We start from the raw sequence: 26,378 nt of genomic DNA on the forward strand, positions 1-26,378 counted from the left end.
ACTACAATGTCACGATAAAGATTTAACTTCGTATTTATTATGAGAGACTAATTCAATTCTATTGGCAGCTCAGCTCTTAAACCCCATTCAGACCATGACCCATCATAGACGCGAAGGTCTAGATTGGTTGATTCATGAGCGGCAAGTGCAAGTATTGAAGCGGTAACCCCTGAGCCACAGCTGAACATAATTTGTTGATGATTCGATGTTACAAATCTACTCATTATTTCATCAAGTTCATGTGCAGGTTTGAGTTGGTCGCCATTGAGTAACGAAGCAAAAGGCAGACTTTTCGATGTTGGTATGTGACCAGAGCGTAAACCCGCACGCGGCTCTGGGACTAAGCCAAAGAATCGAGCGTGAGATCGGGCATCGAGAATCAGAGTCTCCGGATCGTCAATGGCATGAATTACATCATTTGAATTGGCGTACCAACTCGGTCGATATGCAGCTTGAAAATTGCCTTTGGATGCAGCACCAGTTAAATTTGCTTGAGTACGATAACCTTGGTTAATCCAAGACTTAATACCGCCATTCAATACGAATACGTTATCAAACCCCATCACTCGAAACATCCACCACGCTCTTGGTGACCCATAAGTACCCGCATCATCGTAAACGACGACCGTTGAATCGGTGTTGATACCCATTTCGCGCACCAGTGTTTGGAATCTTTCTGGGCTCGGTAACATATGGGGCAGGCTTGATGATTGATCACATACGACAGAATCATAGTCAAATCGAATGGCAGTAGGAATAAATCCAGCAGATGCAGGTTGCGGTGCGCCAGGGATCATTTTCGCAAAGCTTGCGTCTAATACCACGACATCCGAGCGATGAATGTTTTCTGAAAGCCATTGAGCTGAAACGAGTGCGCTTGTCATCATTAAGTCCATTTGAATATCAAGAGGCATTAATGTAAGACAAAAAAGGGTTAAATATCAAGTCATGAACACTCAATTAGTTGATAAGTTACTTCCTTTGATAGCAAGGTTGTAATCGGTTGCATTGTTGCTGTATCTCCAATGCGACAGAGATTATTTTTGCCAATGGCTATGCGAATAATCGTATCCGCTTTTGTATCGAGAGATAGGAGCAGATAATGACGTTGGCCATCTAAAGACTGGGTTAAAATGCGATCTTTAACGATCGCGAATATAGGTTCGCCTACTTTATTTTGTGTCGGTGAGTAGGACAGTAAGGTCAAAATACCAACGCCTAATAACAAAAGTGAGCCGGCAATGTAGAGTTTAGTCATTCAGTGTCTACCTAAATATTGATGACGAAGATGGGTTGTCGTGAAAAATGGAGCCACGTCGCGTTGAGATCTCGCGTCGTTGTTTGTCAGCGATACAACAAGATAGCAATAACTAAACATATAGAAAGAAACATCATCGAATAATGGCTCGCTATAGGAAAACTGCTTAAAGGGATCTTTTGAGAGTTCGAAATCTTTTCTCCAGCGGTAGGCAAAAAGCCATCTTGTTGACTGATGTTTTCCACATCGCCCCGCCAACGATATCCCTCTCCTTGAGCAGTGACTAAGCAGTTTTTGAGTTCTGGGTCTACTTGCTTAAGTTTAGTCCTTAGTTGAGATACAACCACGTTTAGACTGTTTTCACCAACGTGGCGCTCTCGCCAAATGTACTTAAGCATATCTTGGCGATATACGATATTAGGGTAATTTGATAATAGGTGGATCATCAAAGCATTTTCATTTTTGTTCAAAATGATGCTGTTTTCATTATTTAGCTCAACACTGGCCAGGGTCATATCATCGGAGTCGTAGTGGTAACGCTTGTTTAGCTTAAATCTTTGCTTAGTTATGTTCATTTCTTTAATCATAATTTTAGGCCATATACAATGTTAAACTAGGTGCATTGTATGATCTTTTTTTTAATAATGGAAAGAGCATCCGATAAAATATTGGATTTATTGATTTTATTTCAAATTCTAATGAATTGTGAATTGCTCTTCTAAACAATAACGGTGCCACATCTATTCAATTCAAATGGGTTGTCATCTTTTTATATGTTTTTTCAGTCACTTGTCGCCTTAAACATTCTTAATATTATTATTTCCTATATGGCTCATTGTGAGCTTAAAATTTAATTAAATATACAGAAAATAAGATGATTTAATTTTCTTTTAGTAGTGTATTTTATGCCGAAATGTAGGATTCACCTCGGTTGGTTTGCTATCAAATCAAGAGTGTGCGTCGAGGTGTTTCGTGAATTTAGTTGTTTTTTTACTCTACATTTTGACCTTGTTTCATTTATCTATGACGGCGCTAGTTGTTCTTGGATGGTTTATAGGAAGGCGAAAAAATGATCAGGAAATTTGATCACATCACGTTTAGCGACACATATGGTTGGGTGATTAGTTATAAAGGTGAGTGGTTTTATAGCGTCTATCAGAGTATCCATCGACCAACAGGGCAGACATATGGCTATGAGGCGCTGCTGCGTCAAGTTACCCCCGCGAGTAATAAAACGCATACAAGTGCGTTTACCAATCTATCATCTCAGGAAAGGGATACGCTGGAGTTGTGTTCGTTGCTTATACACCTAAGAAACTTCCCTCGTTATTCTCGTTGTAAGCTATTTGTAAATGCTTCCCCAAAGACGCTGGTAACCATTGCAGAAAACCAAGATATTTTGGATTTTTTTTGCGAGATGATGGAGGCCAATTGCCTTAGAACAGAGCAAGTATGTATTGAAGTGACGGAACAGGAGTTTTGTGGCGATTTATCGAAAGCTTGCGATGTATGTCGAGATTTTGGGTTTGAAATCGCGATTGACGATTATGGCGATGGTGGATCGACAGTAGAAAGAGCAAGGCAGGTTAAGCCTTCTGTTCTTAAAGTTTCAGGGAATTTGCTGACCAAATACATGCAATCAGAACGTGATGAACTCATATCGGCAATTAAGGTGGCGCAAGAACTTAAAAGTATTGTCATTGTAGAAGGCGTTGATTCGTTAGATAAGCTGTTAGCGATGAAAAAACACAACGTTGACTTATTACAGGGCTTCTACTTGGGTTACCCACGAGATCTTATTACACAACGTGAACTTCAACATAGCGCGTACTGAGCCTATTTGTGTCATGGAAAGCTAATTTATCATTTGCTAACAATAGCTTGCTAACAATAGCTTGCTAACAATAGGTTGCTGCCATTTTGCGTACTCAGTTGATTGTTAAATGTCGGTTTTAAATGTATGGTTATTGATATATTCATTACCATAAGGAATGCCTTGCTATGTCTTCAGTTAAGCTTGTTATTGTCGAAGATGATGACAAATTGCGCGAAATGCTTGCGGAGTATTTTCAAACTCAAGGCTTTGAAGTCTTTACAACGGGTGACGGGATCGCGGCGCCAGATTTGATTGAAGACGTTTGCCCCGATCTTGTGTTATTGGATTTGATGCTGCCAGGTAAGGATGGGCTGACAATTTGCAGACAGATCAGGACATGGTTTACTGGTAAAGTCTTAATTTTGACGGCCAGTGATGATGATTTTGATCACGTGGCCGCACTAGAAACAGGCACCGACGACTTTGTAACCAAGCCGATTAAGCCAAGGGTATTGCTGGCACGAATTCGTATGCTATTAAGACGAACGTCCTCATCAGAGATAACCTCGGCGAATGGGCAACTGCAATTTGGCAACTTGGTGTTGAGCCAGTCGAATCGAAGCTGCGTTCTCTCAGGAGAAATTGTGACACTTACCGATAGTGAATTTGATTTGCTTTGGTTATTGGCGCAATCATCAGGAGATATATTGTCGCGTGACGCACTGACTAAAGCACTCAGAGGGATTGATTACGATGGTATCGATCGAAGCGTTGATAATCGAATTGTTGCGCTGAGGAAAAAGTTAGAAGGAAATGCAACCGATCCCAAAGGTATTATCACCGTACGTGGTAAAGGGTACTTGTTTGTAGCTGATGCTTGGTAGCCTCGGTGTATGATCCAAGCACCTAAAACCCGCACTTAATCAAACGACGTATAGCGAAGAAAAATCATGTGGCGAATTTACATAGAATCCCTTATTGGTTTGATCGTGCTTTTTGCTGCCACACTGATGACATACGAAGTGGTGGTCTTTCAGCTGAATACCGACCATGAAGTTGTATTGGAGCATTATCGAGCGCAAGCAATGCGCGATTTAGTCAATGAAACGTCAATGGTCTCAGGGCTTGATAATGCATTGGATATTATTAAACATTTTGCTAATACCACGCATGAAGTGTTTGAGGAGCAAAACCTAAGAGATACTCCTGACTACGTTCAATATTATCTCGCTCAAAACCCAGGAGCGAACACATTTGCAGATCACGATAACGTATGGTGGTTCAAATTAGATAACAGCGAACTGATTTACAGCCTTTATATCAATTCTAATTCACCCTTAATACAAGCGGTTTGGTTTGCCGATGATATTGTATGGGTGTTTTTCTTTGTTGGCTTTGGCCTTTATTGTATGGGATTGATTTGGTTTTTAAGTCGTCGTTTTCGTCGTTTGGAAGAGGTGACGTTGAGGCTTACAAATGGTGACTTTTCGGCTCGAGTGTCGGAAAAAAGTGGCCATCGTGTTGGCAAGCTCAACCGAAATTTTAACCATATGGCGGACAAAATATCCGCTTTGATTACCAGTAATAAGGCTCTAACAAACGCAGTTGCTCATGAGTTACGAACGCCCGTCTTTCGTATTCAATGGCAAGCTGAATTGTTGTTGGAACGGCTAAACGGCGTTAAGAATACATACCATCAAACCAGTAGCAAAAAAGAGATAGACAGTAACGACATAGCGGAAACGGATGCGGTTTTATTAAACCAAAAAAGTATCGATTCGGTTGAAAGTATTATTGAAGATACGGAAGAAATGGAAGCGTTAGTCAATGAGCTTCTTTATTACGCTAAAGCCGAGAGAGCGGATAATCCACTAGATTGCCATGAGATTGTTATCAACGAGTGGTTTTCACAAGAAATACAGAAATGGCAACGGGGGTATCAATTACACATTGAGTACACACCGCTTGAATTCGAAGGCGTGATTAAAGCCGATAGCAATTTGGTTTCGCGAGCGGTTTCTAATTTAACGCGCAACGCGCTTAGATACGCAAACAGCCAGGTGATAATTAAACCGACGTTATTTAATCAACAACTTCATATTGAAGTTCATGATGATGGTTGTGGTGTACCAAAAGAGCATTGGACTATGTTGTTCGAACCCTTCTATCGCGCTGATAAATCAAGAGATAAAAAGCTAGGTGGGCACGGCCTCGGCTTGGCGATTGTTAAACAGATTGCCTTGCGTTATCAGGGCTCTGTGGCAGTTACGGATAGTGAGTTAGGCGGCGCGTGCTTTACGTTGATACTTAATCTTGATGTTTGTGATTGCACCAGCGAACCGTAGAGACAAATAGGCCGATCATAAGATCGGCCTATTTAATTTGTAATCTATACACCATGTCGCGAAGGCCTAGGCCGAACCGCAAACAGGGCAGCCAGTGTTCTTTGCCAATTTCATTTCTCGCCAAGACATACTCATGGCATCTAACATCAGTAATTTGCCAGACAAAGGCGTTCCCATTTTGGAGATAACTTTGATGGCCTCCATCGCTTGTGTCGCACCAACGATACCGACTAACGGTGCCATCACACCGGCTTCCACGCAGGTCAACGCTTGCTGACCAAACAAAGCGCTTAAGCACTGATAGCATGGCGAGTCGTGTTGATAGGTATAAACGCTGATCTGGCCTTCCATACGGATCGCAGCACCGGAAACCAAGGGGGTTTTGGTCGCGAAGCACAATCGGTTTAGCTGATTACGCGTCTCGACATTGTCGCTGCAATCTAATACTACGGAATGGGATTTTATCAGCGGCAGTAATTCGTCATCGTTGAGTCGCTTTGCTATCGTCTTTATAGAGGAATAAGGATTAAGCTTAGATAATGCCTGCGCGGCAGAGTCCACTTTTTTAATTCCTACCGTATCGTCGTTATGCAAAACCTGACGCTGTAGATTGGATACTTCGACCACATCATCATCAATAAGGGTAACGCAGCCTACACCTGCACTCACTAAATATGGGCTTGCAGCACAACCCAGCCCTCCGGCACCTAAGATCAGAACGGAGCTTTGTTTTAAGGCCTCTTGCCCGTCAAAATCAAATTGTTTCAAAATGATTTGACGGTTATAGCGCAACATTTCTTTATCGGATAACAGTTCCAAAATAGAGCCCTAGTAAAGCGTGTTATTAAATAACTGAAGTTGAACCGTTTCGCCTACTTCTACATTACCACGTTCGTTTTCAAGCACGGCAAAACAATTAGCAAGGCTCATAGAACGAAATGCGCCAGAGCTTTGATTGCCGGTACTTTCGATGACAAATTGACCGTTTTCGACCGTATAGATTGCGCGTTGGTAATCGGTGCGGCCTGGTGACTTTTTGAATCGAGAGCGTGTTATGGCAGGAATAAGTGCTGGCTCCTTCCATTGGCTATGCCCGCTTAGTTTTGCAACTAACGGCTGAACCAATACGTACATGGTGAGCATGGCGGAAACGGGGTTGCCAGGTAGTCCACAAAACAAAGCTTTGTCTAGTAGGCCATACGCAAAGGGTTTACCCGGTTTAATGGCCAGCTTCCAGAATCCGATTTCGCCCATTTCTTCTAAAATGTCTTTGGTGTAATCCGCTTCGCCAACGCTGACACCACCTGATGTTACAACAATATCAGCTTGGCTTTGAGCGTCTTCAAATGCCTTTCTGAGTAGGTCAGGGCAGTCAGGAATAATACCGAGATCAACGGCCTCGCAGCCAAATTTTTCAATGAGTTCTTTAATGCCGTATCGGTTGCTGTCGTAAATTTGCCCTTCAAGCAGAGGCTCACCCAAAGATTTGAGTTCGTCGCCAGTAGAAAAGAAGGCTATCTTCACTTGGCGATAGACTTGAACCTTAGCGATGCCTAGTGATGCAATCATTGGAATATCACGAGGCGTTAATCGGTGGCCTTGTTCCAGAACAAGATCACCTTCGCCAATATCATCACCACATGGTCGTATATTCGAGTTAGTTTTTATATCGCACTGGTGGATTTCAATCCCGGCGTCGGTAACGACTGTGTTCTCTTGCATGATGACGGCGTCACAGCCTTTAGGGATCTTTGCGCCAGTCATGATTCGAATACAGGTTCCCGGCGGCCACTTTCCTTCAAACGGTTGGCCCGCAAAAGATTTACCTACTAATGGCAAAGCTTTTACCGGTAAAGCTTTATTCGTATCTAAATCTTCGATGCGAATGGCATACCCGTCCATCGCTGAATTATCAAAAGGAGGCACAAAAATAGGGGAGCGAATAGACTTGGCAAGTACACTGCCACATGCGTCCATTAATGGAACTTCAGATGTGTCTGAAATGGTTTTAACCGTAGAGAGCATTTTCTCCATTGCTTCTTCAATCGGCATTAAACCTGGAGCATCGCAACAACCCATAAATTTTTCCTATATTTCGTCATACTTTGTTAGCGCAACCTTAGCATAGTTAAGGGTTGCGACGCATTAACCCGTATCAAAATATGGGTGTAATTGATCAAAATTCCGAGTATATTTGTCTGCTATTCTATATCGGTCCAACTATTACGCATGGGAGAAGTATGCATGTCGGGTTTAAGCGAATCAGCCAAGTTAGTGAAGTCTGCACTGGCTCAAAATGGGATTGAAACTCCACTGCGCCCAAATAATATTGGTCGAGACGAGAAAAAAGAGAAAATCGAACATCACATGCGAGAGATCTTGAACTTGCTTGAGTTGGATCTGAGTGACGATAGTTTGGAAGAAACACCACGACGCATTGCCAAAATGTACGTTGACGAAGTATTTTCAGGTCTAGATTACGCGAACTTCCCTAAAATCACGGTAATCGAAAACAAAATGTCGTGTAGCGAGATGGTAAGGGTAAAAGACATTACCGTGACCAGTACTTGTGAGCACCACTTAGTGACAATCGACGGCCGTGCGGCTGTTGCTTATATTCCTCGCTCCAAAATAATCGGTTTGTCTAAGATTAACCGCATAGTTCGTTTCTTCGCTCAGCGACCTCAAGTTCAAGAACGAATGACACAACAAGTGTTGGTGGCATTGCAAACGTTATTAGAAACAGATGATGTTGCCATTACTATGGATGCTGTGCACTACTGTGTTAAGTCTCGTGGTGTTATGGATGCAACCAGTGTGACTACGACAACTGCGCTAGGGGGGATTTTTAAATCGAACCCAGCAACAAGGCATGAGTTTCTGCACGGAATACGCTGAGACTCAGTTGCCTTTAAGAAAGGCGACACATTGGCGATAGCAGCGACATATCCGATATAGCAAAAAGGCTCCTATTGAAGGAGCCTTTTTAGTTGGTGTAGCGTTTGGGTTTATGTTGCGTTAAACATTGGTTTTGAATTGCGCTACGGCTTGTTCCATATCTTGCGCTTGAACTTGAACACTGTCGACTTCTTCAAAACATTGTTTGGCTGATACCATGTTGTCATCTGAAATCATTTGAAGCTCAGTGATCGACTCGGCTACCTGGTTCATTACAATGCCTTGCTCTTCAATTGCCGACGCGATGCGTTCTGAATTACTTTGGATGTTGTCCATATCGGTAATGATTTGTGAGAAGTTTTGGTCAAGGGTTTGAGAGAACGCTTTGGTTTCTTCACCTTGACGGTTACAGGTTTCAATATCATCAACAACGGTCGACATCTGGTTTTGTATTGCGTTTACAACCGTCGTAATTTCTTGAGTTGACTCATGAGTACGGCTGGCAAGTGCGCGAACCTCATCCGCCACTACGGCAAAACCGCGACCTTGCTCACCCGCACGAGCGGCTTCAATGGCTGCGTTAAGTGCCAGTAAGTTTGTTTGTTCTGCAATGCCTTGAATCATCTCAACAGCGCCGCCGATTTGCGACACATGTTGATTTAGTGAGCCGATAGAAACTTGGCTGTTTGCAAGCGTGTTTGATAGATCATTAATGTTATCTACGGTGTTACTTACCACTTCGCGCCCACTGCTTGCATGGTTCGCTGCTTGTTGAACCCCTTCGGCTGCAATTGCTGTGCTTTCGGAAATTTCGGCAATGGTCGACACCATTTCTTGTACCGCAGTTGCCATTGTTGTGGTGTGTTCACCTTGTACGTCGAATTGCTCGATAACACCTTGTAATTGTCCGTGCATGCTCTCAGTACTACTAAAGAGTGCCTTAGACTTTAACTGCGAACCTGAAACTAATTCTTCAATGCTTGCCAATAGATCATTGAAATAGCGGCCTAACTCAGCAAGCTCACTTTTTCCGGTAACATCAGTGCGCATTGCGATGTTATTGGTTTTAGAGATGGTTTGAATCGTCGTAAGGAGCTTATTCATCATTGAGTTAATGGAGGTAACTATTTGGAACAGCACCAATGAAATGACTAAGATAATAGCGCCAGTCACTGACCATTGTATGGTAGATAGACGGCTTTCATAGCTTGCAACGCCAGATTGTAATGCGTCAGATGCGGCGGAAAACTGCTCTTCAATTTGGTGCGACGCTGAACGCACATCACCCATTAGACCTTGATTATGTTTAAGCCCAACGAGATGCATTTGTTTGATGACTTGCTCGCCAGCATCGGTGAATTCTTTAAACACGAACCCTTCTAGGGTTTCAGGCTTGAACTCACCTTTCAGTAAACCGTGATGGAAATGATCCAGTGCTAATTCTTTTTCTGGGGTCGAAGAGGTGATCAAGCGTTGATAGACCGACATGTAACGAGGCTGTAGAATTTCTCCTCGCCCGTCTCAATTCTGATCCTGCCGCCATTTCATCACGATATGAACTTGAACGCACTAACTCCTTGTGATCTAATCTAAATTATTCGCCACAAGACACGGTTATGCCCAACTTCAAAACCGATTACTCGAACCAAAACATGTTCGTCCCTATCATCATCGATGAACAACTCATCCCCGGAACTATTGAGTATGCGATTTCCCACATTGTCGATAACCACCTCGACCTCTCGCCCTTTGATGCGCACTACCACAACGACAAAAACGGGGCGGCGGCTTATCCACCCTCCATCATGCTTAAGGTTATTTTTTACGCCTATTCCCTCGGCATGTTAACTAGCCGACGCATAGAAAGAGCCTGCATCAACAATGTCACTTTCATGTGCTTATCGGGCGACGAGCGACCACACTTCACCACTATCGCGGCTTTCATCGCACAAATGAAGGACACCATCGAACCACTGTTCACTCAGGTTCTCATGATATGCGATGAACAAGGCCTAATAGGCCGTAACATGTTTGCTATTGATGGCTGTAAAATTTCATCCAATGCCAGTAAGGAATGGAGTGGCACACACGAAGAGCTTCGCCGTAAAAAAGAAAAACTACAGCGGGCGAGCCAGCGAATTATCGAGCGTCATCAAAGCCAAGATTCGCTCCCAAATGAAGTTATCGAACAAGACCTAAGACAAAAACAAAAGCTTGATAGCAGCGCCGATAAAATAGGTTCATTTCTGGCGAGCACTAAAGACAAATTGGGCAGCAGTAAAAAACCCGTAAAAAGCAACATCACGGACAATGACAGCGCTAAAATGACCACCTCAAAAGGTACGATTCAAGGTTATAACGGCATCGCCATCACGGATGACAAGCACCAAATTATTTTACACAGCCAAGTGTGGGGAAGCGTTGGTGAACAGCAAACATTAAAGCCTGCAGTGCTCGCTTTGAAAGAACAATTAGAGAAGCTACCCAACAGCTCAAAGCGCACCACCAAGTTCACCGCAGACAGCGGATTTCATAGTAAAACCAACCTCAAGTTCCTGTCTGAGACTCCTTATGATTGTTACATAGCAGACACTGGATTTCGCAGCCGTAATCCGCTGTTTCAAAACAGTGAAACCTATCAGACCGAGCAAGCGAAAAAACGAAAGAAACGCTCGAAAACAGGTAAAACCTGTTACTCCATTTCTATGTTCGAGTTCAACCAAGACGACATGACTTGCCGATGCCCTGCAGGAAATATGATGCGGCTGAGCAGCAAGAACGCCGTCATCCGTGGAGAGCGTGGTGCTCAGTTTTGTGGATACCTAAACGACTGCAGACAATGCGTTCATCAACCGCTGTGCATGAGAAAACCGCCTGGCAAGCAAGTCGGTCGACAAGTCTTCTTCATCTACAAAAACACCAAAGACTTTGACCACATGCAAGCCATGAAAGACAAGATTGATAGCCCAGAAGGAAGGCGGCAATACAGTAAACGGCTTGGGTGTGTTGAACCTGTTTTTGGCAACATCACCGTCAACAAACAGATGAATCGATTTACGCTAAGAGGACAAGAGAAAGTGAACGCCCAATGGGCGATGTTCAGCATGCTTCACAACATGGAAAAGCTACGGAATTGCATCATCTAGAGGGTAAAACCTCTAAAATCAGCGAAAAACCCAAATTAACTCTCATCCTGTCGCTCTATCTTTCCTTACCATGATAAAGGCCGCTACCATCGAGCAGTATTTACGCCGTTGCCAGTAGGATTAATGACGATAAAAACATGGGAAATCGGTGAAAAATCGAGAAATTCTACAGCTTCAACGGCCCATTAATCCTTGATCTTCTTTTAGGCCTAACACTTGGTTCCCGGAAACCAAGGCGGCGAACTTGCCTTTATAGACATCGAGGTCGGAACGAAGTCGAGTAGGGTAAGGTATATCGTACTTAGCAAGTACGTTGGAAATGCTTTGGTTGATATCGACAAATAGCGCCGCATTTTCATTGAACTTTGACAGGTATTTCGCGTCTTTTCTTAAAAGAAAGTCTTTTTCATTGCGACGTAAATTGAGCAGCCTCACCTCTAATTCGACGAGCTGAGTTCTAGCTGATGCTAACTCACCAACGGTGTTAGAAAAACTGATAGAGACACCTAAAATAGTGGCAATACCGAGGATTGAAATCAATCCAAGTAGGATAAGACGAGATTTGATATTCATAATTCGCACTTCTTTGAGCTAAATGACAGAAGGTTGAAGCCATACATTAATGTTACAAATAAAATTCAACTTAAATGTTACACTTTTGTTATGGTTGCGAGCTAAGCTAACTCGAAACCTAACCTTCTAAGTGGTACTTATGCGACAAATTTGCGCTTTTGTACCCTAATCAAATCCAACTAACTGAGCAGTGATCTAAACGTCACCTCTATATATCTTAGCTGTTTTTGGTTTAGGTTAAAGTAAAAGTTGTAAATATGTAAACAAATATGACCTTGGTGCCGCAAATACGCCAGAGTGTCGTAGCCGATTGTCATGCCTGATAAAAAGAACTCATCCTGAGAGGCGGCTTTTACACCGTGAAGTAATCTGAGTATTGGAATAAAGGACGATTGATAAGCCTGCTACTCCGTTGTCGGAAGAGTGTAGCATGCGTATAACCCAAATAATAGTTTGATTTAGAACCTTTTTTACTGTCGTTTCTATATGCTAATGATGCCATTTAACCATGATTCATAAATGTTCTAATCACTCAGATGCATAGCAAAAATAAAGCCGCCATACGGCAGCTTTAGATATTTCGATAAGCGGGTGTCTGACAATTAATCGATAGCGAGTAATTCAATATCAAAAATTAACACAGTCGCCGGTGGAATAGGGCCAGAGCCACTTTTTCCATAACCCAGTGTGCTCGGTACGAATAAGCGAACTTTTTGCCCGACGACCATCAGCTGAACGCCTTCTTGCCAGCCTTTAATTACTTGCTTAAGGCCAAATGCAATGGGTTCACCGCGATCGACTGAACTATCGAAAACCGTGCCGTCAATGAGAGTACCGTGATAATGAACCGTTACTTTGCTGTTCAGTGCTGGGTGTTCAGTCCCAGTCCCGTCTTGAAGAACTTGATACTGAAGCCCTGACTCAGTCACGATTATGCCTTCTTTTTTAGCATTCTCAGCTAAAAACTCCTGACCTTGTGCAAAATTAACGTCTGCTGCTTTGTGGTTGGTCCAGGTGCGGTAGATAAAAAAACCAGCCAGAACAAAAATAATCGCTGGAATTAGATACTTAGACACAAGCTATCCTTATAGTCTTTATGGTTGAGAGAGGAGGTAGTTTATCGTATTAGCTATGTCATTGACATCTTTATGCCCAGAGGTGATGAGCTGATACTTACCGTTAATGATAAATGTGGGTACCGAATTGAACTGGCCTTGTTTAGTGACGCTTTCAGCGACAGAAAGTTCTTCAAAGAGGGCCTTTTGTTGAATCCCGTCAAATTGGTATGGGCTTACTAGCCCTCTAGAGTTGAAGATTTCTTCAATAGCTTGCTGTTTCGCAGCGGTATCGACGTGATCTCGGGATTGCACGGCTTCAAACAGCTCATCCATCATTTTATGATCGGGTGTATTGTCTAACTGCATTTGTGCTGCGTAGTAAATAAGTGCGCCGATCTGGGCACTTTCGTTGAATGTGACGTGTACCTTGCTGATCGGCTGCTTGATGCCTTCTTCGATTTGAGGAACCATGCTTTCCATCGTGCGGCAGTGACCACAAGTGAGAGAGAAGACTTCAGTAACAGGGGTGATGATCGACTGTGTTAATGTGGAAGGTAGCAGTTCATACTGCTTGCCTTTTTGTGGTTGCTGATTATTTTCACTGCAAGCTATTAGGAAGAAAGAGCTTACTAACGCAATAAAGATAGAAAATTTATTTTTAGACATATTTCTCAAAGAACCTACATGATTGAAAACCGAATCTACATTAGTTAGAAGAAAAAAAAAGAGATTGGTTCCGTAAGTTAGGGCGAAAGTATTCCAAATGACTAATATATGACCATAACCATCATGTAGTGTGAGTAAATTTGTGCTTTTCTCCTAAAGTTTTAGCGGTTGGGTCGATATAGTTAATAATAGTAATAGCAGCATGTTTTGGGAGCCAGCATTAAAATGTGGGTAATGAGAAAAATTTTGGCCGTCGTATTTCTAGGTGTTCTATTGCAAGGCTGTAGTGCACTGACACCGCCTTCTATGTTGGAAACGGCGCCTAAGACCAGTGCAGATCTTATCTACCCTGATTGGGGAGGGGATGAAATCTCGGCCAATTCAGGGCAGCCGGCTGTTACTTCTAACTTGAACCAAAAGCCAGTTATGCCAATGGCAAAGCCTGCCATGGCTAGCCATGCTTCAACGATGCAGCATACTAACGAAATGCGCTCGTTAATGGCATTTATGGCTGCAAATCGAATTAGTTACCAAGTGATCCCTGGGCAGCATACTGTGGTCAAGCTAGAGCAGCGAATTCATTTTGAAACAGGTTCGGCAGGCATTACTCAATCATCCCGTGTTTGGTTGGGGCAACTGGGTGGCTTTTTAGCACAGAAGCCTAATATCAAAACGGTAATCGATGGGCATACCGACAGTACTGGTGGTAATCAGATCAATGATAGCTTGTCGGATAAACGTGCCATGCAAGTTAAGCTACTGCTTACTAACAACAATGTTGCGGCTAAGAATGTTTACACTCGAGGTTATGGTAAGCATTTACCAAGTTGTTCGAATATTTCAAAGAGTGGTAAAGCATGTAATCGACGAGTAGAGTTGATGTTCATTGAGGCGATTAATTAATCGTTAGAGTGATGCAGGGCGCACAATACAGGGTAAAAAAGACGACTGAGAGTCGTCTTTTTTCTTTGATTAAATGTAAATGAATAAACGCTAGCTTAAGCCAACAATATTACCATCTGCATCAATGTCTAGCCCCATAAAGGCCGGTTTTTCAGGTAAACCTGGCATTGTCATTACATTGCCACACAAAGCGTAAACAAAATTTGCGCCAGCACAAAGCTTGAGTTCGCGAACCTCTACAGTAAAGTCCTTAGGTGCACCTTTTACCGCGCCATCGGTAGAAATAGACATGGGTGTTTTCGCCATACAAAGGGCTAATTTACCAAAGCCATGTTCGTTGTAAGTCGCAAGTTGTTTCTTAGCCAACTCGGACAGCTCAACCATTTTTGCGCCATAACCGACTTCCGCCACTGTCATCAACTTTTCTTCCAAGCTTTGATCCAGAGTATAAAGTGGTTTAAATGCACTTGGTTTTGCGCAAGCGACTTCTACTGCTTTCGCTAACTCAATGGCGCCTTCACCACCTTTTGAAAAAGCTTCGCTAATGGCGACTTCTGCGCCAAGCTCTTTAACCCAAGTTTTTAGTAACTCAAGTTCTTGAACGCTGTCTTGAGGGAAGCGGTTAATCGCCACTACCGCAGGTACGCCGTATTTAGATACGTTATTGATGTGCCATTCTAAGTTAGCAAAACCCGCTTTTAAAGCCGCTTCATCATCATTAAATAGGCTGTCTGGAAGCGCTTGACCAGGTTTGAAATTATACAATCCTGAATTTGCCTTAAGGCCACGGAGTGTAGCAACAACAACCGCACAATCTGGCCCAAAACCCGCCATGTTAGCTTTGATGTTACAGGCTTTCTCGAAACCCATATCAGAGCCGAAACCACCTTCGGTTATTGTGTAGTCGGCAAGCTTAGTTGCAATACGATCAGCGATAATTGATGAGTTTCCATGAGCAATATTTGCAAACGGACCAGCATGGATAAGAGTCGGCACTCCTTCCAATGTTTGCATCATGGTTGGCTCGATGGCTTCACGCATTGTTACTGTCATTGCACCAGCAACTTGTAGGTCTTCCGCTGTTACCGGATGACCCTCGAGGTTATAGGCTACAACAATGCGGCCAATACGTTTACGTAAATCTTGTAGATCGCTAGCTAAAGCCAGAATAGCCATGAGCTCTGAAGCGGCAGAAATATCAAAACCGTCTTGGCGTTCGAAGCCATTAATGGTTTTGTTTTCTTGATTTAAGCCGACGGTCACCATACGTAATGCTCGGTCGTTATGATCAACAACACGACGCCAGACAACGTTTTTGTCGTCGATTCTCAGTGCTTTCAGCCCCGTCTTTTCTGCATAAACCTCGTAACCAAGACGTTGCTCATGATAGATACGAGCATCAATTGCCGCAGAAGCGAGGTTATGTGCGGCAGTTACCGCATGAATATCGCCAGTTAAATGCAGGTTAAGCTCTTCCATTGGGGCAACTTGGCTATAACCGCCACCTGCGGCTCCGCCTTTAACACCAAAGACTGGCCCCATAGAAGGTTGACGAATACAGGCCATAACCGATTTGTTGAGTTTCGCAAGGCCCTGAGACAAGCCAATAGTGGTTACTGTTTTACCTTCACCAAGCGGTGTTGGAGTAATGGCCGTTACGACGATAAGCTTACCGGGTTTTTCGTTTTCCAGTCGAGTTAGTGCCTCCAAAGAGACTTTTGCTTTGTGGCGTCCGTGTGGAATAAACTCGCCACTGTTTAGCCCAGCATTGTGTGCCACAGTGTCGATAGAAGAAAGTGGAGTGGAACGACAGATGTCGATATCGCTCAGCATATAAAACCCCCTGAGAGCCAAAAATCAGTTACGTAAACGTTTGCGCATGAAATATACCTAGCATAAAGTCTTTGTAAAGCACTTTTGATAGTAATAAATTACAACTGATTAAATTGTAACTAGCTAGAAACAACAAAGCCAGCAATCGCTGGCTTTGTTATGAACTATCGGTCCCAATACGCTTCTTCTAAGCTGTCTTCGCGTTCGGGTAATGCGCGGGACAATCTCGGTGCGTGTTGAGTTAAGACTTCGTAACTCACTCTGTTTGCGTATTTACAAACTTGAGATAAAGACGAATAACTTAAGTATCGATGATCGTGTTTCGTTGAATCTGGCACGTTAGACTTGTGGTATTTGTTCGCTGCCATATCGTGTAATAAAGACGATAGTGCGGCATCACCAGCACCATTTGTATTCTTTATTTCAAGTGGCCCACCGAGGTATGGGGCGATGTGTGAATAAACCTTAATGGCTTCGTCGCATTCCGCTTTTTTCATAGCGCGACTAAATTCAAATTGGTTAAAGTTCGTAATGCTGCCATCGATCATCGGGAAGTTGGTTTCACGAAGTGCGGCTTTGTCTGTGTGGCCAGCCATGTAAAGGCCATCTGGCCCTGCAGTACACAAGACGAGATCAACCCACTCAAGTGCCTTATCTGCGGCAGCTAAAGGGTCTTTTTCACCAGTGAGGGCTTCGCCTTCTTCTTCATTCATTGCAACGATAGAAATATTCTTTTTCAGATATTCCTGCCACCATTCTGCTTTCCCTTCGATTACGTATTTGGTACCTAAGGTCAGAACCACAGGTACGCCGTTTTCTTTCGCGTAATCAATGGCGCGTTGCACAGCCGCTGGCATTGGATCGGTTGGTTTACCACGCATCAAATAGGAAGAGACAACCAGAGCCGCCGCCTTTTTGAAGATATGCTCAGGTACGCTGTCCGGAGACAGTTGATTCATGTGACCTTCGTTGATGGCAAAAGTACGTTCGCCATCATCGGTAATTAGGGTGTAACAGCGCCCAATCGGGCCTTCGACCGTTTGCAAGTAATTGAGGTCCATACGAGCAGAGGTATTGCACAAGTAGCGGTAGGCGTAAGAACCAACTTCTATGTTTTTACTCATTACACCTAGCAATACGGACTTACTGTCAGCAAGAACGGAGTAATTGTGCAGCGTATTGCCAATGGTATCGCCAGGGTGCTCGTGGGTGATCAAGTTTTGATCTTTGAGCTCTTGATACAAGGCATCAGCTTGGCTTTCTTCAAGCACTAGCGAATGGCCTTTACTCAAGTTGTATTTAGCAAGAAATTCGTCACCCACGCGCGCTTCAATATCGACGATGGTTTGACCCACACCAATAATGGTCGGACGGTGTAGCTTAGGCGCTTGACGGACCTGATTCACCAACGGATCGCGTGAATGAGTAGGAAAATAGTGTTTTGACTTACGTTGACCGGGAAATTTCATGCTAAAAAGAAACGGTTTCAGAAAAACAGGCGCGGATTCTACCACACAATTACTGCAAATTTCATTTTTGTTACAACAAAAAATGAGAGATATATTTATGTGGGATTGGAGAGAGAGGCGAAGTGATTTTGACACAAAAAAGCCTGAACAAAACTCACGTAATTGTTCAGGCTTTTATAACCCAAAATTAGCTTATTTTGTTACTACGACTGGCTCTACATAAGCCTTGGTGCCCCACAACGGTACAGTAGAAAGGCTGTGCTTAAAGCTGCCGTCAGTTTCTTTAGTCGTATAAGACAAGTAGAGCAGGGTTTGATTCTCTGCATCATAGATACGTCTTACTTTCATCGATTTGAAGAAAATACTCTTAGATTTCTTAAAGACCACTTCGCCAGATTTGCTTTTATCAATTGTCGCGATCATCTCAGGAGTGATGTCACCGGTTTGACGACATGAGATGGAGCTATCACTTGGGTCAGCTAGGCTGAAATCCGCTTCAATCGAGGCAATATGGCATGTTACACCCGATATTTTGTCGTCATCCAAGTTTGATATCTTGATGTCTTTCATTGTGAACCATCCGAGTCCTACATCACCAACCTCGTTATCAGAACAGCCAGCGAGAAGGGCTGTGACACCTAAAGCCAAAAGTAACTTTTTCATTGTTATTCCTTTATGTGAAAGTTTGCCAGACAACGTTGTTGATAAATTGTATCAAACAGCTAACTGTATCTGCTATTAATATGACGGCTGAATTGTCAATTGCAAGCCTCAAGCCCTCCTTAAACCTACTGGAATGAGAAAAACCCGATATACTTTCTATACAACGGCAAAAGAATGAAAAGAAATTATGAAATTCTATATATTGTTGTTAGCCTTGATGGTGTGCTTACTGAGCGCATGCAGTACCCCACCTAAACCCATCTGTAATTCTAGGGGGTGTGATATTTGGGGATAATAAACGCTGGATGGTAATACTTCAGCGGTAACGCTCCAACACTAAAAGAACGAATAATGATGAGTGACACAATCAACACCTTGGTAAAAAAGAAAAACGATTGGCTTACATCTCATGTAGCGGTGAAATATCCAACTGCAGAGAGCATCAAAGGTCGTGACTTGTACTTAAAAGCGCAAGAAGATAAGCACTATACCCAAATCGGGCTTTCTGAGTTTAAAGGTAGCCTTTCAGAAACTGAAGACCACGCCGTAGATGAGGTTCACCTTGTTGATTTTCATAGGCTGACGGTCATGTTCGCATTGACTAAAGCTTCCTCATGGCAAGATGAGCAAGAACGTGCTTTTCTACTCGAGTTTTTTGCTCAAATCATGCTGTCTACCGATTACCCATTATATGTTGGTTTCAAAAGTGGTGAAGCGGTAGCGTGTGCGATAACTCACCAACTTGATGATGTGATGTTAGTTTCCGATGTGGTGTTGATTCATTCAGCAGGTAATGACAACCATGCTTTTATTTGTGCATTACTCAACCATCAGAACGTCAATATCGATTCAATCAATCAAATCGTGATTGAAAAATAGTCCGCGACGAGTCACAACCTTACTCCTGAGTATGCTGATTTTTTATATCTCGAAAAGATCAGCTACTGCCCCCAACTCAATCCTCTCTTGCATGGCGGACCTCCTTTTCGTTTCTCAAACGCAGGTAGACTTACGCCACTTAACTTCGTTTTGATAGCAACCAGGTGATATAAATATCAATAGTTTATAAATTGAACGATGGTATTTGTATTCATTGACTGAAGCTTACTTAAGTCACAAAACTGATGACTAAACTCGCGTTGAGTATCACTTTTTGCCGCTGATACTTTGCAATATCTTATCGCTAGACAACACTGAAACTCAATCACTTGGAAATGGTGGCAGAGCGAATGGCAGAAAAAACTCAATGTGTGATCTTTGATTGCGAAGGAACCTTGGTAGACAGTGAAAGCTTATGCTGCCAAGCGTTAGTGGATGTTTTTGCTCAATATGGTTGTACGGTATCTTTAACTGATAGCTTGAAACACTTTCAAGGTGGTAAGCCTGTCGATGTGCTGCAAGAAGCGTGTAATAGATACCATCTAAATGTGTCTTTAGATGAGCTAGAGCCATTGTATCGCGAAAGAAAACACATGCTTTATGAAGCCCAATTAAAAGTGATGCCAGGAGTGAGATCATTGCTCGATGATCTTAAGAAAGCCGATATTGCTGTGTGCATTGCAGGGAACAGTGAGAAAGATAGAATTGAGCACGCTTTGGAACTAACAGGGCTTTCGTCCTATTTTAAACATTCTGTCTTTAGTGCATTCGAAACAAATACATGGAAACCTGATCCAGACTTATTGCGATATGCTGCGCTTAATATGGGGTTGTCTGCGCAAGATTGCATTTACGTTGATGACACGCTAAAAGGCGTTCATGCCGGGATCACTGCAGGAATGCGTACTTATTATTTTCGTCCAAATGAGTCGGAAGTCATTATCGACCATCCCTTAGTCGCTACCATTAGTAGTATGTCTCAGCTTATCCCTGAAATACTATTACCGCACAGCGAAACAACGGCCTAGTTGACGTAAGAAACTGACGGATAAAAGATCAGTTGTTGTTTATAGCGTGAGCTAATCCTGACAATGAATTTACAAATAGCGGTATATTTTTCATTGATCGAATTAAGTTGAATGTCGTATCATCGGCCAGAAATCTAAATTAATGAGATCTGGATCAAAAAATGCGGCCAAACATTTACCAGCGCGGTGTCGTAAGTATCGAGTTTGCACTCGGTTTTATGGCATTGTGGCTCCTTACCATCGCTTTGATGGATTTAGGGTTAAGGAACTACAGTACTTCCGTTGTTAACTTTGCCGTTTCTGAAGCTGCGAGGGACGTTAAAGTTCTTAATCTCGATAGTGAAGAAGCGTTTGCAGAGCACTTTCGACGCATCATTAAAGAAAACAGCTTTTCACTTTGGGGCATTTTGACCAAGCAAGGGAAGCTTGACGTTAACGTCAAACATTTCCCTTCAGTCAAAAGCCTAGCAGATGGCGTTGCGCCAGCGACTAGCCGCTTTTCATCCTCTTATCCTATTGCCAAGTATGAAATTAAATATACATACCAACCCTTATTGGGTTTTAGCTTAGTGCCTGCCACGCCGGTGCGAAGAAGCGTCATCACCATTCAGGAAAGAGCGAGAAATGAAAAATAGTCAATTAAGTGTTCAGCGTGGCGCAATCGCTATTGAACTCGCTTTTGTGTTGGGGGCGTTAGCGATGTGCTTGAGCTTTTCCCAGGATTTGATGCATCGGACTTCCCAGGTTGGCGAGTTGGATAACTTGAGTTACGCGATGGTTAATATCTTAAGCGAGCAAGAGCTGCTCTTTAATCAGAAGCCAGACCAGACCCTAAAGAACCAACAATTTCGTGAACAGAGCCAAATGATTGATAAAATTGTTAAAAATCATTTATCTAGTCAAATTAAAGATTATGATCCGGAGAACTACGCCCTGATCATAGAACGCATGGAATTTGCACCAACAAGCGTTGCGGAAAAAGCGAGAATTGCACGTAATCGATTTGTTGTGTTCGGCAATGAAAAGTTGGTTTCAAAAAAGCCAGATCAATTAGAATTGATGAATTTGTCCCCATTTACTTCCAAGAACCGTTTTGCACCGATGTTTCGTGTGTCCATTTATCACAAGTCAGTTGATATTTTTCAAAGAGCAATGGGCGTTGAAATTAAGACAGCGGTTAACGTTTCTTCTAGTATCAGCGTGAGGCGATAGCATGAAAATACAACTTAAACAGCGTGGTGCTGCGAGTATTTGGTTCGTGCTGATTTTCTCTGCGATTGCGGCTTTTGCCGCGCTTGGGATTGAAGGCACCCGCTACCTAAATTACAAAGCAAGGCTAGGAGATGCGTTAGAAACCTCGGCCATGCTGTTATCTGCAGATCAAGCCGAGCAAGAATTGAAGCTTGACGGTGTGAAAAAAGAGCAACGTAAGCAAGCATCTGAAGAACTGGTCCACAAAACGATCAAGAGTTACTTAAAAGACACGCGAGATATACCAAATACTAAGATAGATATACGTAAACGCGAAAACAATCAGGGTTTTGACTATCACGTTGCAGCAGTGACCTCCCATGACTCCGTCATGCATATGTCGGGTGCTCCTTCATTTGATGAGCAGCAAGACGTTTACAACTTTGCAGCGGCTACTAAAAACAGTGCCGGTGGGGGTGGCGGCGGAGTTGGAGATGTAATTTTGGTATTGGATCATTCCATGTCGATGAATGCGGATACCTGTACACACTTTTTTACCGACTCTATTATTAAACATCAGACAGCAAAATTGTCTGTCGCGCATAAATTTACGCAGTTAATGATAGAACAGGTTCGCAAGCCATTAAGGGTTGGGGAGTCTCATCAACAAGGTGAAGAAGCGGGTCGACTCGCCGTCATACCGTTTGATAACGGCACACATAACCTCACGCAAAGTGAAGCCAATTATCGGGCGGTTAGAGTGTGTGAAAACCATCTAGTGTTTGATAGATATTACAGTGCGATCAATTGGCATGAAGAAGCAAAAAATAACAATGGTAAATCGCTACAGCAGATAATTGACGGAAATTCTTCATTTTCTCAGATGGTTAAGCGTTCTAGTTATACTGAAAAAACGAACAATGGCACGTTGAGTAATTGGATGCCGTTTAACCGTGAACACGTCGACGTACACGCGACGGTCGCTGAGGTGACAAAGTTCAATCGCCATAGAGACAAAAAAGCCGATTTGCCGATAAATGCTTATAATTTGGTTAACTCGCCGAACAATAGAATATGCCGAGGTAGCTTCAAGTCTATTGGATTAGATAACAAGACATTTAACGGTCCGGTTTTAGGCTACGGGCCGGGTAATGGCCTACGTGATGTATTTACTCAAGAGATACGTAAGTTCACATCGGGTGCGGCATTTCAACCGGATATGAAAAAGCAGTCGTCTCAATACTGGGGTGGATTCAGTAACTCATCTCAAGGGGTGATCGCAGGCCTGGCCGAAATAGCGAAACATGAAGGGGATAAACCGTTATCAATGTTTGTCTTGGTTGGGGGGAAAGACTCTGCAAATTCGTCGTTTGACGCTAAGCGAAACGGTGCGATGAGAGGGCACTCGTTCAGCCAAGATGAGCTGACAAGCGATTTGTTAGAAGCCGGGTTATTTAAGAAAACACGAGAGCGTTATCCTCATGTTAGGTTTATTTTGGTAAAGCTGAGTGCACCGCGGCTAGGTTATGAAAGCCATTTTGACAAAGTCATTGAACTTAATCATAGAGCGATAGACGATACAGTAGACATCGGCCGATGTCGTCCAGACCGCTTTGTTGGCGATGACTATAAATTTGATCGTGTAGAGCTGGATAATATGTCGAAACAAATAGGTGAAGCGTTAAAGGACTCGGAGCAAGCTTTTAGTGGGAATACAGAAGTGGGAACGCTGAATAGCCGCAGGCGTTGACACGTAAAGTAACATCGATTTATAGGGAAACGGCCAGTAGGGAGCTCCTTACTGGCCTAACAATGTCAACCCAAGTTAATGAATAGTATCGTTATCTCCCGCTAAGTCTCGATTAAGCTGAGGCTCTTGGTTTTTCTTGTGATCTCGTGACAGGTAGCCACATTTCTCGCAAATAAACATTTTGCCACTTTCTGAAATTAAGTAGTCTTGGCTACCACATTTAGGGCAAGAAGATATTGGCTGCAATACGAAAAAATGTTTGGTTTCTGGAGTGACTTTTAAAGGCATGAATACCCCTTATCTATTATTGGTTAGCCACATACTGGTCAGCGTTGTTCTAGCTTCACTTACTATAGCAATCGCTAATTTTTATTACCAACCAATCACAACTTGATTACATAACAAATCTACGTTCTACAGCCGACTTCAAAGTTTTATTTTCCTCTAATCTCTTAGCTAAATCTGTTGAGCTACATAGATAATTCCGCTTGATAACTACGACGCCCAACAAGATACCGGTGCTAACCATTTTTACCCTTAGGGTAGGAAAGCTAGCCTAGTGCAGGAATCAAGCCGAGTGAAATGGCGATTTGAGTTGCAATGATAATCATACCAAATGCACCTGCTGCAACTAATGGGATCGTGCCACCTTTGACTTGATAGCAATCGTCGTAGGCCAGATTTTTTCGAGCCTTTCCTATCATAGCAATAGGCAGAAATACCGCTAGAACAACCAGAGCTATCGCTGCGTAACCCAGTGCTGTGATGAATCCTTGTGGGTAGAATAGGGCAAAAGCCAAAGGTGGAGTAAAGGTAATAACCGCAATGTTGAATCGATTCGAGCCTAGTTTTTTCTTGCCTAAACTATCACCGAGAAATTCAAACAACCCAAGGCTCACTCCTAAGAAAGAAGTTAACAATGCTAGGTCTGCAAAAATAGAAACCGCATTGGAAAACGCTCCTTGTTGAACGGTTTGAGACAGAGTATTGATGAACAAAGACAGGTCAGAACTGCCTGACAACTCAGATTGACTCAATACGCCTAACGTAGAAATTTGCCATAGGGTGTAGATAAGTAAAGGAATTGAAGACCCAATGACCAACGCTCACTTAACGGCTTTGACATCGAGCTCTAGATATTTGACGACGGCTGGAATGCTGCCATGGAAACCAAACGAAGTAAAAATGACGGGCAATGCGGAAATAATCAAGCCTTGCTGTACAGGCATTGCGACTAAGTTATCAAGATGAATACTCGGCGATAAAAAGAATAACACCGTAGCCATCGCGAGGATTTTAACGGTAAATAGAACCCGGTTTACCTTATCTACAGACTGAGTACCAAAAGTGACCACCAGTGCAATGATGAAAGTAAAAATCAGCGTCGCAAGCTCTTGAGATGTATTTAAGTTAAACCAATTATGAAGCTTTTGGTTGAATTGACTGCCACCACCTGCAATGTAAGCCGCACATAGTGCGTAGAATAAAAACAGCATCGCTGAAGTTGCTAACCACTTCCCTTTGTTACCCAGAAATTGTTGAGCCAAAGTATGTAACGTTGCGTCGTGTTCGGCGTGCTGGTGGAGTTCTAACATTAACAGTGCTGTAAAAGCCATTAACGTCCATATGCACAACATCATGATCATGGAAGTGCCAAAACCAAGCCCAGCAGAAGCTAAAGGCAGTGCCAGCATGCCTGCGCCAATCGTGGTGCTGGCAATAATCAGTGTGCTTCCTAATAGTCTCGAATTATTCATGTATAGTATTCTTTACGGTTGTGGTGGCTTTGTTTCTTTTTTGGCCAATATCTTAACGAATAATGCTAATAAATAAGCCGGAAACAAGACGAATTGTCATTGTTCGGCTACTTTGTCAGAATATTTAATTAGAAACAACCTATTTTGTACATATAAATGAACCCTTAGTGTATCGATTGATTTACAGGTGTTGATGGTTGAAATGTCGATCTAGATCAAATAATGGATGCTAACAAAGTCGGAATTACTAGGAAGTATGTGTGCTATATCGTATAAATGAATTCAATGACAAGCGTACTGGAGAAGTACATGAGTGAAGAACATTGCAAATATGATGGTTTGGAACTGCTTGATGCGATGGAAATCGGCCTTAACCTATCTGATTATGCCGAGGAAGAAAGTGGCGAAGAGCAGTAACAGCAAGCATAATAAACAGTAAACAGCCTCAATGATGAGGCTGTTTCTTTTTGTACTACTGAAAAAGAGGGCAATATGAATTATTTGGCGCATTTACATATTGCTGAACATTGTCAGAGCAGTTTGTTGGGGAATTTACTTGGCGATTTTGTCAAAGGTGATCCGACTCACCAGTTTCCAGATAACATCGTTGCTGGAATTCGCCTACATCGTTTCGTAGACAGCTACACAGATTCTCATGACATTGTTAAGCGGGCAAAACAGTTCTTTCCTGAACAGCAGAAACGCTTTGCAGGTATTGCATTAGATATGTATTGGGATCATTGCTTGGCGAGCCGTTGGAATGAATACCACTCACAGTCACTCGCCGAGTTTTGTCATAAAGCTGAGCAGGTTACGCGCTTAGAAAGTGAACCGATTACGGTAGAATTACCGGCAAAATACCTCGAAATGACCCATCATATGTGGAAAGGGCGCTGGATTGAATCCTATGCCAATATAGAGAATATAGCCTATGCATTAGAGCGGATGGCAGTAAGGCGGCCCAAATTCACCCCACTAGCCGAATGCCACCATGTGTTACGTGCAAGACAACCAGAGTTGCAGAGGTTGTTCTCCTCTTTCTACGATGATTTACTTCGCACCGTCGTGACTTCTAAGAACTTTCAAAAATAACGGCGTCCATGACGTTAATCGCATGCTCGAAAGGTGTTTCTTTGCTACAATCC

At 42.9% G+C, this 26,378-nt stretch carries 26 protein-coding genes and 1 pseudogene; 13 read left to right on the top strand and 14 right to left on the bottom strand.

The genetic code is table 11. From position 1 onward, the window contains the following. Positions 1-47 precede the first annotated feature (47 nt). The 3 genes from VTAP4600_RS22210 to VTAP4600_RS22220 form a co-directional block, all read right to left on the bottom strand. Entirely contained in the window at positions 48-887 is an 840-nt protein-coding gene (locus VTAP4600_RS22210) for a sulfurtransferase (protein WP_231897937.1), read from the bottom strand. A gap of 59 nt (positions 888-946) precedes the next feature. Continuing rightward, on the bottom strand, positions 947-1,258 hold the full coding sequence (locus tag VTAP4600_RS22215; RefSeq protein WP_102524912.1) for a hypothetical protein: 312 nt from the start codon (positions 1,256-1,258) through the stop codon (positions 947-949). 86 nt (positions 1,259-1,344) lie between these two features. Further along, positions 1,345-1,845: a winged helix-turn-helix domain-containing protein gene (locus VTAP4600_RS22220; RefSeq protein ID WP_102524913.1), complete on the bottom strand. Its 501-nt coding sequence runs from the start codon at positions 1,843-1,845 to the stop codon at positions 1,345-1,347. A 482-nt stretch (positions 1,846-2,327) separates the two neighbouring features. Between VTAP4600_RS22220 and VTAP4600_RS22225 the strand changes: the two genes are divergently transcribed. The 3 genes from VTAP4600_RS22225 (at position 2,328) to VTAP4600_RS22235 (ending at position 5,419) form a co-directional block, all read left to right on the top strand. After that, positions 2,328-3,092, top strand: a complete 765-nt coding sequence (locus tag VTAP4600_RS22225) for an EAL domain-containing protein (protein WP_102524914.1) — start codon at positions 2,328-2,330, stop codon at positions 3,090-3,092. A 167-nt stretch (positions 3,093-3,259) separates the two neighbouring features. Then, positions 3,260-3,958 (top strand): response regulator, encoded by a 699-nt coding sequence (locus tag VTAP4600_RS22230; RefSeq protein WP_102524915.1) that lies wholly within the window; start codon positions 3,260-3,262, stop codon positions 3,956-3,958. Positions 3,959-4,024: 66 nt separating this feature from the next. Beyond that, the gene (locus VTAP4600_RS22235) at positions 4,025-5,419 is read left to right on the top strand and encodes an ATP-binding protein (RefSeq protein WP_102524916.1); all 1,395 of its coding nucleotides are present in this window, start codon (positions 4,025-4,027) and stop codon (positions 5,417-5,419) included. 66 nt (positions 5,420-5,485) lie between these two features. On the opposite strand, the gene moeB is transcribed toward VTAP4600_RS22235, so the two are convergent. Further along, positions 5,486-6,238 carry a molybdopterin-synthase adenylyltransferase MoeB gene (moeB, locus tag VTAP4600_RS22240; RefSeq protein WP_102524917.1) on the bottom strand — a complete coding sequence of 251 codons (753 nt, stop codon included), beginning with the start codon at positions 6,236-6,238 and terminating at the stop codon, positions 5,486-5,488. A gap of 9 nt (positions 6,239-6,247) precedes the next feature. Continuing rightward, positions 6,248-7,498 carry a molybdopterin molybdotransferase MoeA gene (gene moeA / locus VTAP4600_RS22245; protein WP_102524918.1) on the bottom strand — a complete coding sequence of 417 codons (1,251 nt, stop codon included), beginning with the start codon at positions 7,496-7,498 and terminating at the stop codon, positions 6,248-6,250. 165 nt (positions 7,499-7,663) lie between these two features. Here moeA and folE point away from each other — a divergent pair, with 165 nt between their 5' ends. Continuing rightward, a complete protein-coding gene (gene folE / locus VTAP4600_RS22250; protein ID WP_102524919.1) occupies positions 7,664-8,317 on the top strand; it encodes a GTP cyclohydrolase I FolE in 654 nt (217 codons plus the stop codon). Positions 8,318-8,437: 120 nt separating this feature from the next. Here the strand turns inward: folE and VTAP4600_RS22255 are convergent, their stop codons facing one another. Further along, complete coding sequence (locus VTAP4600_RS22255) at positions 8,438-9,805, bottom strand: methyl-accepting chemotaxis protein (protein WP_102524920.1); 1,368 nt, start codon at positions 9,803-9,805, stop codon at positions 8,438-8,440. A gap of 128 nt (positions 9,806-9,933) precedes the next feature. Here VTAP4600_RS22255 and VTAP4600_RS22260 point away from each other — a divergent pair, with 128 nt between their 5' ends. Beyond that, positions 9,934-11,463, top strand: a complete 1,530-nt coding sequence (locus VTAP4600_RS22260; RefSeq protein WP_102521342.1) for a transposase — start codon at positions 9,934-9,936, stop codon at positions 11,461-11,463. Between the two features lie 174 nt (positions 11,464-11,637). On the opposite strand, the gene VTAP4600_RS22265 is transcribed toward VTAP4600_RS22260, so the two are convergent. The 3 genes from VTAP4600_RS22265 to VTAP4600_RS22275 all read right to left on the bottom strand — a co-directional run bounded on the left by VTAP4600_RS22265 (position 11,638) and on the right by VTAP4600_RS22275 (position 13,760). Continuing rightward, complete coding sequence (locus VTAP4600_RS22265) at positions 11,638-12,036, bottom strand: hypothetical protein (RefSeq protein ID WP_102524921.1); 399 nt, start codon at positions 12,034-12,036, stop codon at positions 11,638-11,640. A gap of 602 nt (positions 12,037-12,638) precedes the next feature. Beyond that, a complete protein-coding gene (locus tag VTAP4600_RS22270) occupies positions 12,639-13,112 on the bottom strand; it encodes a BamJ family beta-barrel-assembly machinery protein (protein WP_102524922.1) in 474 nt (157 codons plus the stop codon). Between the two features lie 18 nt (positions 13,113-13,130). Then, on the bottom strand, positions 13,131-13,760 hold the full coding sequence (locus tag VTAP4600_RS22275; protein ID WP_102524923.1) for a thiol:disulfide interchange protein DsbA/DsbL: 630 nt from the start codon (positions 13,758-13,760) through the stop codon (positions 13,131-13,133). A 234-nt stretch (positions 13,761-13,994) separates the two neighbouring features. Here VTAP4600_RS22275 and VTAP4600_RS22280 point away from each other — a divergent pair, with 234 nt between their 5' ends. Further along, entirely contained in the window at positions 13,995-14,663 is a 669-nt protein-coding gene (locus tag VTAP4600_RS22280; RefSeq protein ID WP_102525497.1) for an OmpA family protein, read from the top strand. Positions 14,664-14,753: 90 nt separating this feature from the next. On the opposite strand, the gene VTAP4600_RS22285 is transcribed toward VTAP4600_RS22280, so the two are convergent. From VTAP4600_RS22285 to VTAP4600_RS22300, 3 genes are all read right to left on the bottom strand, one after another. Continuing rightward, complete coding sequence (locus VTAP4600_RS22285) at positions 14,754-16,496, bottom strand: formate--tetrahydrofolate ligase (RefSeq protein WP_102524924.1); 1,743 nt, start codon at positions 16,494-16,496, stop codon at positions 14,754-14,756. A 164-nt stretch (positions 16,497-16,660) separates the two neighbouring features. Beyond that, a complete protein-coding gene (locus tag VTAP4600_RS22290; RefSeq protein WP_102524925.1) occupies positions 16,661-17,965 on the bottom strand; it encodes an inosine/guanosine kinase in 1,305 nt (434 codons plus the stop codon). Between the two features lie 192 nt (positions 17,966-18,157). Next, positions 18,158-18,628, bottom strand: a complete 471-nt coding sequence (locus VTAP4600_RS22300; RefSeq protein ID WP_102524927.1) for a CreA family protein — start codon at positions 18,626-18,628, stop codon at positions 18,158-18,160. Positions 18,629-18,979: 351 nt separating this feature from the next. Between VTAP4600_RS22300 and VTAP4600_RS22305 the strand changes: the two genes are divergently transcribed. The 5 genes from VTAP4600_RS22305 (at position 18,980) to VTAP4600_RS22325 (ending at position 23,476) form a co-directional block, all read left to right on the top strand. Further along, positions 18,980-19,507, top strand: coding sequence for a flavodoxin (locus VTAP4600_RS22305; protein WP_102524928.1), 528 nt, complete (start codon positions 18,980-18,982; stop codon positions 19,505-19,507). Positions 19,508-19,857: 350 nt separating this feature from the next. Next, positions 19,858-20,535 carry an HAD-IA family hydrolase gene (locus tag VTAP4600_RS22310; protein ID WP_102525498.1) on the top strand — a complete coding sequence of 226 codons (678 nt, stop codon included), beginning with the start codon at positions 19,858-19,860 and terminating at the stop codon, positions 20,533-20,535. 161 nt (positions 20,536-20,696) lie between these two features. Next, positions 20,697-21,170: a TadE family protein gene (locus VTAP4600_RS22315; RefSeq protein ID WP_102524929.1), complete on the top strand. Its 474-nt coding sequence runs from the start codon at positions 20,697-20,699 to the stop codon at positions 21,168-21,170. After that, the gene (tadF, locus tag VTAP4600_RS22320; protein WP_102524930.1) at positions 21,160-21,747 is read left to right on the top strand and encodes a tight adherence pilus pseudopilin TadF; all 588 of its coding nucleotides are present in this window, start codon (positions 21,160-21,162) and stop codon (positions 21,745-21,747) included. Before VTAP4600_RS22315 ends, tadF begins: the two co-directional genes overlap by 11 nt. Position 21,748: 1 nt before the next feature. Continuing rightward, positions 21,749-23,476, top strand: coding sequence for a hypothetical protein (locus VTAP4600_RS22325; RefSeq protein WP_102524931.1), 1,728 nt, complete (start codon positions 21,749-21,751; stop codon positions 23,474-23,476). 75 nt (positions 23,477-23,551) lie between these two features. On the opposite strand, the gene VTAP4600_RS22330 is transcribed toward VTAP4600_RS22325, so the two are convergent. Together VTAP4600_RS22330 and VTAP4600_RS22335 are read right to left on the bottom strand one after the other, a co-directional pair. Next, complete coding sequence (locus VTAP4600_RS22330) at positions 23,552-23,764, bottom strand: hypothetical protein (protein WP_102524932.1); 213 nt, start codon at positions 23,762-23,764, stop codon at positions 23,552-23,554. Between the two features lie 263 nt (positions 23,765-24,027). Beyond that, positions 24,028-25,233 (bottom strand): annotated as a pseudogene (locus VTAP4600_RS22335) (aromatic amino acid transport family protein). Between the two features lie 285 nt (positions 25,234-25,518). Between VTAP4600_RS22335 and VTAP4600_RS26560 the strand changes: the two are divergent. Then, a complete protein-coding gene (locus VTAP4600_RS26560) occupies positions 25,519-25,650 on the top strand; it encodes a hypothetical protein (protein WP_269459965.1) in 132 nt (43 codons plus the stop codon). Positions 25,651-25,725: 75 nt separating this feature from the next. Then, positions 25,726-26,325: an acyl carrier protein phosphodiesterase gene (locus VTAP4600_RS22340; RefSeq protein WP_102524933.1), complete on the top strand. Its 600-nt coding sequence runs from the start codon at positions 25,726-25,728 to the stop codon at positions 26,323-26,325. The last annotated feature ends 53 nt before the right edge of the window (positions 26,326-26,378 follow it).

The organism is Vibrio tapetis subsp. tapetis (assembly GCF_900233005.1).
Classification (GTDB): Bacteria; Pseudomonadota; Gammaproteobacteria; order Enterobacterales; family Vibrionaceae; genus Vibrio; species Vibrio tapetis.